The sequence below is a fragment of the Streptomyces sp. NPDC050759 genome (assembly GCF_044456945.1).
In the GTDB taxonomy this organism is placed as follows: Bacteria; Actinomycetota; Actinomycetes; order Streptomycetales; family Streptomycetaceae; genus Streptomyces.
This window is the reverse complement of record NZ_JBITGI010000001.1, coordinates 51872-64202: the sequence shown is the minus strand read 5'-3', so window position 1 is coordinate 64202 and position 12331 is coordinate 51872. Positions and strand designations below refer to the sequence as shown.

The window sequence follows — 12331 nt, the reverse complement described above, 5'->3', positions numbered from 1 at the left end:
CGACCTTTCGTCGTCGGACAAACCCCGCCCCCACGGCGAATAGTGTCTTTTCAACGCACTCACCGTGAGGTATTGCCATGCCCAGCGAGTTCTTCATCCCCGACCCCGAGGGTCAGATCCCCAGCCCCGAAGGCTACTTCGGAGCGTTCGGCGGCAAGTTCATCCCGGAGGCCCTCGTCGCCGCCGTGGACGAGGTAGCCGTCGAGTACGACAAGGCCAAGCACGACCCCGAGTTCGCCCGTGAGCTCGACGACCTGCTGGTCCACTACACCGGCCGCCCGAGTTCGCTCACCGAGGTCCCCCGTTTCGCCGCGGAGGCGGGAGGCGCCCGGATCTTCCTGAAGCGGGAAGACCTCAACCACACCGGCTCCCACAAGATCAACAACGTTCTCGGCCAGGCCCTCCTCACCAGGCGCATGGGCAAGACCCGAGTGATCGCGGAGACGGGCGCAGGTCAGCACGGCGTCGCCACGGCCACCGCCTGCGCGCTGTTCGGTCTCGAGTGCACGATCTACATGGGCGAGATCGACACCCGGCGCCAGGCCCTGAACGTGGCCCGGATGCGCATGCTCGGCGCCGAGGTCATCGCCGTGAAGTCCGGTAGCCGCACGCTCAAGGACGCGATCAACGAGGCCTTCCGCGACTGGGTCGCCAACGTCGACCACACGCACTACCTGTTCGGCACGGTCGCCGGACCGCACCCCTTCCCGGCCATGGTCCGCGACTTCCACCGCGTGATCGGCGTCGAGGCCCGCCGCCAGCTCCTGGAGCGCGCCGGCCGTCTCCCCGACGCGGCCATCGCCTGCGTCGGCGGCGGTTCGAACGCCATCGGCCTGTTCCACGCCTTCATCCCGGACACCGGCGTACGCCTCATCGGCTGCGAGCCCGCCGGGCACGGTGTGGAGACCGGCGAACACGCGGCGACCCTCACCGCGGGCGAGCCCGGCATCCTGCACGGCTCCCGTTCCTACGTCCTCCAGGACGAGGAGGGCCAGATCACCGAGCCGTACTCCATCTCGGCCGGTCTGGACTACCCGGGCATCGGCCCCGAGCACTCCTACCTCAAGGACAGCGGCCGCGGCGAGTACCGCGCGGTCACCGACGACGCGGCGATGCAGGCCCTGCGGCTGCTCTCGCGCACCGAGGGCATCATCCCGGCCATCGAGAGCGCCCACGCGCTGGCCGGTGCCCTGGAGGTCGGCAAGGAGCTCGGCAAGGACGGACTGATCGTCGTCAACCTGTCCGGCCGCGGCGACAAGGACATGGACACCGCCGCGCGCTACTTCGACCTGTACGACACCGACGCCCAGGTCGCCGCCGACCAGGACGCCGACACCGCCGAGATCGAGGGGGACGCCAAGTGAGCGGGAACATTCAGCTGCTGTCCGACACCCTCGCCGGTGCCAGGGCCGAGGGGCGCGCCGCGCTCATCGCCTACCTGCCGGCCGGCTTCCCGACCGTGGACGGCGGGATCGAGGCGATCAAGGCCGCGTTCGACGGCGGTGCCGATGTCGTCGAGGTGGGGCTGCCGCACAGCGACCCCGTCCTCGACGGCCCCGTCATCCAGACCGCCGACGACATCGCCCTGCGCGGCGGCGTCAAGATCGCGGACGTCATGCGGACGGTCAAGGAGACCTACGAGGCCACCGGGAAGCCGGTGCTCGTGATGACGTACTGGAACCCCATCGACCGCTACGGCGTGGAGCGCTTCACGGCCGAGCTCGCCGAGGCGGGCGGCGCGGGCTGCATCCTGCCCGACCTGCCGGTGCAGGAGTCGGCGCTGTGGAGGGAGCACGCCGAGAAGCACGCGCTCGCCACGGTCTTCGTGGTCGCGCCCAGCAGCAAGGACGCGCGGCTCGCCGAGATCACCGCGGCCGGCAGCGGATTCGTCTACGCCGCCTCGCTGATGGGTGTCACGGGCACCCGTGAGTCGGTCGGGGCGCAGGCCCAGGACCTGGTCGAGCGGACCCGGGTCGCCGGTGCCGGTGCCGACCTGCCGGTCTGTGTCGGGCTGGGCGTCTCCAACGCCGCGCAGGCCGCCGAGGTGGCCGGCTTCGCCGACGGCGTGATCGTCGGCTCGGCCTTCGTGAAGCGGATGCTCGACGCGCCGGACGACAAGGCCGGGGTGGAGGGCGTCCGCGCACTCGCGGGCGAGCTGGCGAGGGGCGTGCGCCGACAGGCGTGACCCGGCCGCGGCCCGTCATGGCGCAGTGAGATTTTCGGTCACTCGAAGGGGTGGTCCTGGGGCCGGGGAGGCGCGGTGCGCCTCCCCGGTTCGTTCTGCGGGTGTGAGCGAGAAGAACCGTGAGGGAAAGCGCACCGCCCGGGAGCGGCTGGCGGAGGAGCGCGCGAAGCAGAAGACCGCGGACAAACGGCGCCGGGTGCTGATCGTGGGCGCGAGCGTGGTGTGCGTCCTGGGTCTCGCGGCGGTGATCGGCGTCATCGCGGCGAATTCCGGCAAGGACAAGGCCTCGGGCCCGGTCGTGGCGCCCTCGGGGGCCAACGGCCAGGACAGCCTCGCCGTGCCGGTCGGCAAGGAGGGCGCCAGGTCGACCCTCGTCGTCTGGGAGGACTTCCGCTGCCCGGCCTGCAAGGCCTTCGAGGCGGCGTACCGCCCGACGATCCACGAGCTCACCGGGTCTGGCAAGCTCAAGGTCGAGTACCACCTGGCGACGATCATCGACGGCAACATGGGCGGCACCGGCTCCCGCAACGCGGCCAATGCCGCGGCCTGCGCCCAGGACGCCGGGAAGTTCCCGGCGTACCACGACGTGCTCTACGAGAACCAGCCCGAGGAGACCAGCGACGACTACGCGGAGAACGGGAAACTCCTCGAACTGGCGAAGAAGGTCGACGGCCTCGACACCCCCGCCTTCCGAACCTGTGTCGAGAAGGGCACCCACAACACCTGGGTGGACAAGTCCGCGGCCGCCTTCCGCAACGGCGGGTTCTCCGGCACGCCGACCGTGCTGCTCGACGGCAAGAACATCTACCAGGACCGGACGATGACGCCGGCGAAGCTGAAGCAGCAGGTGGAGGCCGCCAACAAGGGGTAATGGCGGGTAAGTCGGCGGGCGGGTTCTCTCACCCGCCTGTTATGGACCCGTTGCCGGGCCGCCTGCCGTGGGCCCGGCCCGGCAGGGTAGCGTCGACCCTGCCATGGAACTTGCCTACATTCCCAGCCCGTCGCGCGGGGTGATTCACCTCGGTCCCATCCCGCTGCGTGGCTATGCGTTCTGCATCATCATCGGTGTCTTCGTTGCCGTCTGGCTCGGCAACAAGCGCTGGATCGCCCGCGGCGGGCGGGTCGGCACGGTGGCCGACATCGCGGTCTGGGCCGTGCCGTTCGGACTGCTCGGCGGCCGCCTCTACCACGTGATCACGGATTACGAGCTGTACTTCAGCGAGGGCCGTGACTGGGTGGACGCCTTCAAGATCTGGGAGGGCGGCCTCGGCATCTGGGGTGCGATCGCGCTCGGCGCGGTCGGCGCGTGGATCGGCTGCCGGCGCCGGGGCATCCCGCTGCCCGCCTGGGCCGACGCCCTCGCCCCCGGTATCGCCCTCGCACAGGCGATCGGCCGCTGGGGCAACTGGTTCAACCAGGAGCTGTACGGCAAGCCGACCGACCTGCCGTGGGCCCTGCACATCACGTCCTCCACGGACGGCCGGGTGCCGGGCTACTACCACCCGACGTTCCTGTACGAGTCGCTGTGGTGCATCGGCGTCGCGCTCCTCGTCATCTGGGCCGACCGCCGCTTCACGCTGGGACACGGACGGGCCTTCGCGCTGTACGTCGCCGCGTACTGCACGGGGCGCGGCTGGATCGAGTACATGCGCATCGACGACGCCCACCACATCCTCGGGGTCCGGCTCAACGTCTGGACCGCGATCGTCGTGTTCGTGCTCGCGGTGACGTACTTCGTGCTGTCGGCGAAGAAGCGGCCCGGCCGCGAGGAAGTGGTCGAGCCGGGTGCCGACGCCGCCGACGGTGAGCCCGAAGAGGCTGAGAAGGCCGACGGTGTCGAGAAGGCCGAGACCGACTCCGCCAAGCCCGAGGCCGAGGCCGATTCCCGTGAGGTGACCGACGAGGCCGAGTCGGCGAAGAAGACCTGACGGTCGGTTGTACGTCGACGAGGGCGCCCCGAGTGGTCGGGGCGCCCTCGTCGTGTGTCAGCGTCGGTGGGCGAGGGAGAGCGTGCGGTGGGCCTGGGTCACCACCGCCGCGTCGATGAAGGTGCCGTTCGGGAGGGCCTGGGCCCCCCGGTCGGCCTCCGCCGCCTTGAGGACCGTCTCCGCCTGCTCGATCTCCTCCGCTGTGGGGAGATAGACGCGCTCGATCACCGGGAGCTGGCGGGGGTGGACGGCTGCCCGGCCCAGGAAGCCCAGGGCGCGGCCGTGGGCGCAGGACGCTTCGAGTCCCTCCAGGTCCCGGGTGTCGGGGTGGACCGACTGGGGTGGGGGCGGCAGGGACGCCGCTCTGGCCGCCACGATCACGCGTGAGCGGGACCAGTCCAGGCCCCCGTCGTGTCGTACGCCGAGGTCGGCTCGCAGGTCTGCCTCACCGAGGGCGATGCCGCGCAGGCCCGGGTGGGCGGTGGCGATGGCATAGGCGCGCTCGATGCCCAGGGCCGACTCCAGGAGGGCGTACAGCGGTGGGGCGCCGCCTTCGGCCCAGCCTGTCGTCCGTGCGACGTGGGTGATCTGGTCGGGGGCGGTGACCTTGGGCAGGCGCAGGCCGGAGATGCCCGGGAGGGCGGCGATCGCTGCCAGGTCCGCTGCCGCCAGGGGGTCGTCCGGGGCGTTCACCCGGACGTGCACCGGGATGGGTTGCGGCTCGGTGAGACGTTCGGCCGTCGCCTCGCGGGCGTACCGCTTGCGGTCGGGGGCCACCGCGTCCTCCAGGTCGACGACCACGACGTCGGCGCCGGAGACGAGAGCCTTGGTGACGGTCTCCGGGCGGTCGCCGGGGACGTAGAGCCAGGTGAGCGGGTACGGCCTCACAGCGCGCCCTCCGTGCGCAGGGCCGTCAACTCCGCCTCGGTCAGGCCCAGTTCCGTCAGGACCTCGTCCGTGTCCGCGCCGTGCGGGCGGCCCGCCCAGCGGATCGTGCCCGGGGTCGAGGAGAGCCGGAAGAGGACGTTCTGCATGCGCAGGGGGCCGAGCTCGGGGTCGTCGACCGTGGTGACGGTGTCCAGGGCCTGGTACTGCGGATCGGCCATCACATCCCGGATGTCCTGGATCGGGGCGACCGCGGCCTCCGCCTTCTCGAAGGCCGCGAGGACGTCGGCGCGGGTGCGTTCGGCGATCCAGGAGCCGACCGCACGGTCGAGGACGTCGGCGTGGGCGGCCCGCTGGGCGCCGGTCGCGAACCAGGGCTCGTCGATCAGCTCCGGGCGGCCCACCAGGTGCATCACACGCTCCGCGATCGACTGGGCCGAGGTGGAGACGGCGACCCAGGTGCCGTCCGCCGTGCGGTAGGTGTTGCGCGGGGCGTTGTTGGCGGAGCGGTTGCCGGTGCGTTCCTGGACCAGGCCGAGCTGGTCGTACCAGGTCGGCTGCGGGCCCAGGACCGTCAGGATCGGCTCGATGATCGCCATGTCGACTACCTGGCCCTCGCCGGTGCGGTCGCGGGCCGCGAGCGCCGTCATCACCGCGTACGCCGTGGCCAGGCCCGCGATGGAGTCGGCCAGTCCGAAGGGCGGCAGGACCGGGGGCGCGTCCGGTTCGCCGGTGATCGCCGCGAAGCCGCTCATCGCCTCGGCGAGGGTGCCGAAGCCGGGGCGGTGGGCGTACGGCCCGAACTGGCCGAAGCCGGTGACCCGGGTGAGGACCAGGCGGGGGTTGACGGCGGAGAGCTCAGGCCAGCCGAGGTCCCATTTCTCCAGGGTGCCTGGGCGGAAGTTCTCGATGACCACGTCCGCCGTTGCGGCCAGGCGGAGGAAGGTGGCGCGGCCGCCCCGCTTCGAGAGGTCGATCGTGATCGTGCGCTTGTTGCGGCCCAGGACCTTCCACCACAGGCCGATGCCGTCCTTCGAGGGCCCGTGGCCACGGGAGGGGTCCGGCTTCGTCGGGTGCTCGACCTTGACGACCTCCGCGCCGAAGTCGCCGAGCATCGTGGCCGCGATCGGGCCCGCGAACAGGGTGGCCAGGTCGAGGACGCGGAGGCCGGTGAGGGGTGCGTGCGTCATGACGTGTACCCGGCCTCGATCTCGGATCGGTAGGGCATGGACGCCGAGGCGCCTTCCCGCTGGACGGAGAGCGCGGCCGCCGTGGCCGCCCAGGCCATCGCCTCGCGGATCGGCCGCTCCTCGCCGAGGGCGACGGCGAGGGCACCCACGTAGGTGTCGCCGGCGCCCGTGGAGTCCACCGCGGTGACGTGCGGGGCGGGGACGGCGAGGGGTTCGGCGTCCCGGGTCAGATACACGCTGCCCGCCGCGCCCAGGGTGATCACCACGCGCGGGACCCGGTCGAGGAGGGCGGCGCCCGCGGCGAACGGGTCGCTGCGGCCGGTGAGGGTGGCCGCCTCGTGCTCGTTGGGGACCAACAGGTCGGTGGCGGCGAGGAGTTCGGGTGGGAGGGGCTGGGCGGGGGCGGGTGTGAGGATCGTGCGGACGCCGTGGGCCCGGGCCGTCTGCGCGCCGGCGAGGACCGCGGCCAGGGGGATCTCCAGCTGGAGGAGCAGGGCGTCGGCGGAGGCGATCAGGCCCTCGTCGCCGGGGACGAGGTGGTCGACGGTGCCGTTCGCGCCGGGGATGACGACGATCGCGTTGCCGCCCGCGTCGTCCACGACGATGTGCGCGGTGCCGGAGGGGCCCTCGACGGTGCGCAGGTGGTCGGTGGTCACGCCGGAGTGCTCCAGGGTGGAGCGCAGCCGGGCGCCGAAGCCGTCGTTGCCGACCGCGCCGATCATCGAGACGGTGGCGCCGGCGCGGGCCGCTGCGATCGCCTGGTTGGCGCCCTTGCCGCCGGGGATCGTACGGAACTCTCTGCCGGTGACGGTCTCTCCTCGCCGGGGTGCCTTGTCGACGTAGGTGACCAGGTCCATGTTCGTGCTGCCGAGCACGGCGATGTGGGTCATGGGCGAGCAGCCTCCCGGTGGGTGAGGTGGGCCAGGGTGTCGAAGCCGGTGCCGTTGAAGTCGGCGACGGAGGTGGCCAGACGGTTCTTGAGGGGGGTGGTCCAGCGGTCGGGGAGGTGGGCGGGGTTACCGGCCAGGAGTCCGGCGATGCTGCCGGTGGTGGCGCCGTTGGAGTCGGTGTCCCAGCCGCCGCTGACCGCTCTGCAGATCGAGCCGGTGAAGTCGCCGTTCGCGTGGGTGAGGGCGGCGGCGATCAGCGCGGTGTTGGGGATCGAGTGGACCCAGTGGTGGGTTGCGGCGTGGATGGCGTGGAGTTCGTCCACGACGTGGTCGAAGTCGTCGTGCCGCTCGGCCAGTTGGACGGCGTGGGTGATCGCCTTCGCCAGCCGGGAGTGCGGGGGGATCACGGTGAGGCCGGCGCGCAGGCAGGTGTGCATGTCGGGGGTCGTCGTCGCCCGGGCGATCACCGCTGCGATGAACATGGCCGCGTAGACGCCGTTCGCCGTGTGGGTGAGGGTGGCGTCCCGGTGGGCCTGTTCGGCCGCGGCGGCCGGGTCACCGGGGTTGGTCCAGCCGTGCACGTCCGCGCGGATGAGGGCGCCGATCCATTCGCGGAAGGGGTTGCGGTGGCGGGCCGTTCTCGGGGGTTCCAGGCCCTGGAGGAGGTTGCGGTAGGCGAGGCGTTCGGCGGTGAAGGTGCGGCCGGCGGGGAGCTCGGCCAGCCAGAGTCCGGCGACGTCCGTGGTGGTGAAGCGTCTGCCGTGGCGTTGCAGCAACAGGAGGTTCAGAAGGGGGTAGTTGAGGTCGTCGTCCTCGGGCATGCCGTCGATGTTCTCGGCGAGGGAGGTGGTGGCCGAGCGGCGGTTCCAGGGATGGGCGGCGAGGAGGTCCGCCGGGACACCCTTGGCCGTGAAGTAGGTGTCGAGGGGCCAGTTACCGGTCGATCGGGCGAGTTGGCGGATGGCTTCCAGGGGGAGCTTCTCCACCGGTTTGCCCAGGAGGCAGCCAACCGCCCGGCCCAGCCAGGCCGCTTCCAGACCGGCCCGTGTGGGGGGTGCCGCGGGGGTGGGCGACGGCCACTCCCTGCAGCGGGCCTTGATCGCCGTGAGGTCGGTGGGTTCGTGGTCCGCCAACGCGCTGGGCAGATCCGCCAGTTCGTCCAGCAGGTCTTCCGCCAGTTGCCGCAGGTACCTGGACGCGGGCTCCGCGGAGGCGCCCGCCCGGGTCGGCGCCCCCTTGCCGCCCGCCGCTCTCCATCTCGCCGCGATCGCCGACGGCTCCCGGCCGTCCTGGGCCGCCTGGCGGAGTTCGTGGCCGATGAGGTCCTCGGGCTGGACCCAGGTCAGTCGGAGCATCTCGGGCCTCCGAGTTCCGCGAAGGCCGCCTCGTGGGTCCTGCGGTGGGTCACGTCCCTGTCGAAGATCTCCCGGGTCACGGCCGTCAGCGTTGTTGCCGGTTCCCACAGGTCCAGGCGGCTCGCTTCCGAGACCGTCTTGGACCAGTCGTCCGGAACCGGGGAGCCCAGGGCCCCGGCGAGGGCGCCGGCCATCGTGGCGATCGAGTCGCAGTCCCTGCCGTAGTTCACCGCGCCGAGGACCGCTCGGCGGTAGTCGCCCGCGGCCACGAGCACCATGGCGAGGGCGATGGGGAGTTCCTCGATCGTGTGGAGGCGGGAGGGGCGGCGGGCGCCGAGGGAGGGGGTGCGGTAGTCGGGGCCGACCGTGTCGTAGGGCGCGACCGCCTTCCGCAGCGGGAGCAGTGCCGACTCGAAGTCCGTGTGCTGGGTGGCCACTTCGCAGACCTGCTCGATCGCGGTACGGGTGCCGTCCTTCGCCACGGAGAGGCAGGTCGTCACCACCGAGTCCGGTGTCGCGCCCGGTGCCGCCGCCGCCGCGACGGCCGCCGCGAAGACTCCCGCCGCCTCTCGGCCGTACGACGACTGGTGGGCGCCCGCGATGTCCAGGGCCTCGGTGTAGGCGGCCTGCGGGTTGGCCGCGTTGACCAGGCCGACAGGTGCCATGTACATCGCCGCGCCGCAGTTGACGATGTTGCCGACGCCTGCCTCGCGGGGGTCGACATGGCCGTAGTGGAGACGGGCGACCAGCCATTTCTCGGCGAGGAAGATCCGCTGGAGGGGGAGGGCCGTTGCCTCCAGTTCCGGGATCCAGCGCGGGTTCGTCATCAGGTCGGGGACCAGGTGGTCGGCGATCGCGTAGGCGTCGAGGTGGTCGCGGACCCGGTCGTAGACCCTGATCAGGGCGTGGGTCATCAAGGTGTCGTCGGTGACGTGGCCGTCGCCCTTGTGGTACGGCGCGATGGGGCGGGCGGTGCGCCAGGCGTCGCCGTTCCAGGGACCGACGATGCCGTGGACGCGACCGGCGTGACGTTCGAGGATCTGCTCGGGGGAGTAGCCCTCGACGGGACCGCCGAGGGCGTCGCCCACCGCCGCGCCCACGAGGGCTCCGGTGATCCGGTCCTCGAGGCTGATTTCTGAGTTTTTGGGCGTCATGCCCGGAATCATCCTCCTGGGAGGGGCGGTTGTGCGGCTACCAGGAGTTCGGCGAGTTCTACGAGGTCCGTGCCGGTGAGGCGGGGGAGGGCGCAGCCGGAGAGTGTCCGGCAGGTGTTCCGCCAGGTGTCGGGGATCGCGCCGGCGCCGCCCAGCGCCCCGGTGAGCGCGCCCACCAGGGCGGGGGCCGAGTCGGCGACCCGGGAGAGACAGGCCGCGGCGGGGATCGCCTCGGCGATACGGCCCTGTGCGGCACTGGCCAGGGCCAGGGCCACGGGGACGGTTTCGGCGGCCGCGATGCCGTAGCTGTAGACGTGGTCGACGATCTCGTGTTCCAGGGCGGGGATCAGGGCGAAGGCGGTGTCCGCGGACCGGGCGAGGTGCAGGGCGTGGCGGGCGTTGCGGCCGATCTCCGTCTCCTCGGGGAGTTCGGTGAGGGCGGCTGTCACGCAGGCCTCGAGGGGGGTGCCCGTCAGGGCCAGGGAGACGGCCGCGGCCATCGCCCGTGCTCCGTGGACGCCGTCTCCGTCCTGGGTGTAGCGGGCGTCGAACTCGGCCAGGTCCGCGGCGAGTCGGGGGTCGCCGGGGTGGGCGACGGCGAGGACACAGGCTCTGATACAGGCCGCGTCGTCGAAGTAGTGCGGGTTGTCGTGGCCGGTGGCGGGTGGACGCAGTCCGGTGGCGAGGTTGCCGAGCCCCGCTCTGACGGAGATACGGGCGCGGAGGGGGAGGACGGCGGACTCGATCTCGGGGGCGCGGTGCGCCGCGGCGGCCACTTCGGCGGCGAGGGCGTTCCAGGTGAGGTCGATGGCGGCTCTCGTACGGCGATCTCTGGTCAGGTCGCCGTGGGCGGTGCCGTCGCCTGCCCTGAGGAGGGCTTCCGCGGTGAAGGCCGCCCATTCGGCGTCGTCGGAGGGGCCGAGGCGGAGGGGTTCGGGGGGTTGGTTGAGGGCGATGGGGACGGGGAGGGTGGTGGTGGCGTTCTGTTCGGCGAAGGTGTCGAGTTCGCGGGTGAGGCGGCGGGTCCAGTCGGGCATGCGGGCGGCTCTGTGGCGGGCGGCTGGCCAGCCGGCGGCGTCGCCTGCGGCGAGGCCGAGGAGGAGTCCCTGGACTCTTTGTCCGGCCTCGGCTTCGCGGGTCGCCTGCGGCAGCTGCGGTGCGTGGGTGGCCTCGGCTTCGCGGGTCGCCTGCGGCAGCTGTGGTGCGTGGGTGGCCTCGGCTTCGCCTTCGGCCTTTTTGTCGTTCCCACCCGCACCGCCCGTGCGGCTTTCGTGGTCGGGTGCGGGTGGCCCCTGTGGGGCGAACTCGCCGTCGGCGTCCGCGGGTTGGAGCGGCTTCGCCGGGGGCGCGGGTTCGGCGGGGCCGGTGGTGGTCGGCGGGGCCGTGGTGCTGGGGGCGGTCGGCGCGGTCGTGGGGCTGCAGGCGGTTGGCCGGGTGGTGGTTTCCGAGGCGGTCGGGAGGGTTGTGGTGTCGGAGGTGGTCGGGCGGGCTGTCGAAGTGGGGGCGGTTCGTGTGGGAGTGGGCCCCGGGGCCTCCGCCCAGGGTTCCGGCGGCCTCAATGGTCCGCTCCTGCGTTGACGTCCGCCGCCAGGGTGAAGGTGTCCGGGTCCGGAGGTGGCCATGGGGGCCGGGTGAGGCCGGTCGTGGCCCACTTCTTGTCCTCGCCCGGTACCAGCAACTCCGCCACGTCCAGTACGTGATGGCCTGCCATGGAGGGAAGGCAGCTGCCGCTCGCCGGGCCGATCGCCGAGGCCCAGTCCGCCGGGATCGCCGACGCTCCCCTCGTCGCTCCCGCCAGGGCCCCCGCCACCGCCGCCGTCGTGTCCGCGTCCCTCCCCATGTTCACCGCCGTCAGGACCGCCTCGCGGAAGTCGCCGTCGGCCGCCGCGTACGCGCCGAAGGCCAGGGCCACCGCCTCCGGGGCCAGGTCGGTCCACGGGTAGCCGCCGATCACCACCGCGGAGCGGACTGCCCTTTCGCCCCGGTGCGCCACGGCCACGGCCCGGCGCAGGGACCGGGCCGTCCAGCTGTCGTCCGGGATCACCGCCAGCGCGGTCGCGACGACCACGACGGTGGGGGCGCCCGTCATCGCCGCCGCGACTCCCGCCGCCACCGCCTGGCCGCCGTAGATGCCCTCGCCGTCGTGGCTCACCGAGCCGTCGATCGCCACCAGGCGGGCCGCCTCCGCGGGGCGGCCCGCCGCGAAGACGCCGAAGGGGGCCGCCCGCATGGCCAGGCCGTCACTCCAGGCGTGGCGGTGCTGCGCCGAGATGGGGGCCGCCAGGCCACGGCGCAGGTTCTCCAGCGTGCCGCGCTCGCTGAAGCCCGCACCCCGGAACGGGCCCTCGTCGCGGTCCGCGATCCACTCGTGCCAGGCCGCCTCCACGTGGGAGGGGGTGAGGGCCGAGCCATGGCGGGCCAGCAGCAGGCCGGAGAAGATCGCGTACTGGGTGTCGTCCGTGCCGGCCGGCTCGTCCAGCACATAGCCCTCGATACGGCCCCAGCGGGCGCGGATCTCCGACGGCTTCATGTTCTCGGCGGGGGCTCCCAGGGCGTCCCCGACCGCCAGGCCGAGCAGGGCGCCGCGGGCCCGCTCGCGGAGTTCCGTGGCGTCCTCGGGCGCGGGGACCGAGGGAATGCAGGCGATCGATGCCATACGCGGCCTCTCCCGGAGGGGGTTCCACATGGGGCGCGGAACCCTTTGCGCATGTGTCCCACCATCGGCGGTTGACCTGAGCCTCCGA

The 12331-nt window shown here is 72.5% G+C and carries 11 protein-coding genes; 4 read left to right on the top strand and 7 right to left on the bottom strand.

Going from position 1 to position 12331, the window contains the following annotated elements; genetic code table 11:
* Positions 1-77 precede the first annotated feature (77 nt).
* The 4 genes from trpB to lgt all read left to right on the top strand — a co-directional run bounded on the left by trpB (position 78) and on the right by lgt (position 4113).
* Positions 78-1364, top strand: a complete 1287-nt coding sequence (trpB, locus tag ACIBJB_RS00260) for a tryptophan synthase subunit beta (protein WP_398924935.1) — start codon at positions 78-80, stop codon at positions 1362-1364.
* Entirely contained in the window at positions 1361-2185 is an 825-nt protein-coding gene (gene trpA / locus ACIBJB_RS00255) for a tryptophan synthase subunit alpha (RefSeq protein WP_398924933.1), read from the top strand. Before trpB ends, trpA begins: the two co-directional genes overlap by 4 nt.
* A gap of 103 nt (positions 2186-2288) precedes the next feature.
* Positions 2289-3056: a DsbA family protein gene (locus ACIBJB_RS00250; protein WP_398924931.1), complete on the top strand. Its 768-nt coding sequence runs from the start codon at positions 2289-2291 to the stop codon at positions 3054-3056.
* A gap of 103 nt (positions 3057-3159) precedes the next feature.
* On the top strand, positions 3160-4113 hold the full coding sequence (gene lgt / locus ACIBJB_RS00245; RefSeq protein ID WP_398924929.1) for a prolipoprotein diacylglyceryl transferase: 954 nt from the start codon (positions 3160-3162) through the stop codon (positions 4111-4113).
* 57 nt (positions 4114-4170) lie between these two features.
* Here lgt and ACIBJB_RS00240 read toward each other — a convergent pair whose 3' ends face one another.
* Genes ACIBJB_RS00240 through ACIBJB_RS00210 form a run of 7 tightly spaced genes read right to left on the bottom strand, consistent with a single transcriptional unit; the run spans position 4171 to position 12243 of the window.
* Positions 4171-5001 carry an HpcH/HpaI aldolase/citrate lyase family protein gene (locus ACIBJB_RS00240; RefSeq protein WP_398924927.1) on the bottom strand — a complete coding sequence of 277 codons (831 nt, stop codon included), beginning with the start codon at positions 4999-5001 and terminating at the stop codon, positions 4171-4173.
* Positions 4998-6188 (bottom strand): CaiB/BaiF CoA transferase family protein, encoded by a 1191-nt coding sequence (locus ACIBJB_RS00235; RefSeq protein WP_398924925.1) that lies wholly within the window; start codon positions 6186-6188, stop codon positions 4998-5000. The genes ACIBJB_RS00240 and ACIBJB_RS00235 overlap by 4 nt, the downstream gene beginning before the upstream one ends.
* Positions 6185-7078, bottom strand: coding sequence for a ribokinase (gene rbsK / locus ACIBJB_RS00230; protein WP_398924922.1), 894 nt, complete (start codon positions 7076-7078; stop codon positions 6185-6187). Before rbsK ends, ACIBJB_RS00235 begins: the two co-directional genes overlap by 4 nt.
* Positions 7075-8433 (bottom strand): ADP-ribosylglycohydrolase family protein, encoded by a 1359-nt coding sequence (locus ACIBJB_RS00225; RefSeq protein WP_398924920.1) that lies wholly within the window; start codon positions 8431-8433, stop codon positions 7075-7077. Before ACIBJB_RS00225 ends, rbsK begins: the two co-directional genes overlap by 4 nt.
* Complete coding sequence (locus ACIBJB_RS00220; RefSeq protein ID WP_398924918.1) at positions 8421-9587, bottom strand: ADP-ribosylglycohydrolase family protein; 1167 nt, start codon at positions 9585-9587, stop codon at positions 8421-8423. Before ACIBJB_RS00220 ends, ACIBJB_RS00225 begins: the two co-directional genes overlap by 13 nt.
* Before the next feature lie 8 nt (positions 9588-9595).
* Complete coding sequence (locus tag ACIBJB_RS00215; RefSeq protein WP_398924916.1) at positions 9596-11146, bottom strand: ADP-ribosylglycohydrolase family protein; 1551 nt, start codon at positions 11144-11146, stop codon at positions 9596-9598.
* Positions 11143-12243 (bottom strand): ADP-ribosylglycohydrolase family protein, encoded by a 1101-nt coding sequence (locus ACIBJB_RS00210; protein ID WP_398924914.1) that lies wholly within the window; start codon positions 12241-12243, stop codon positions 11143-11145. Before ACIBJB_RS00210 ends, ACIBJB_RS00215 begins: the two co-directional genes overlap by 4 nt.
* Positions 12244-12331: the final 88 nt, after the last annotated feature.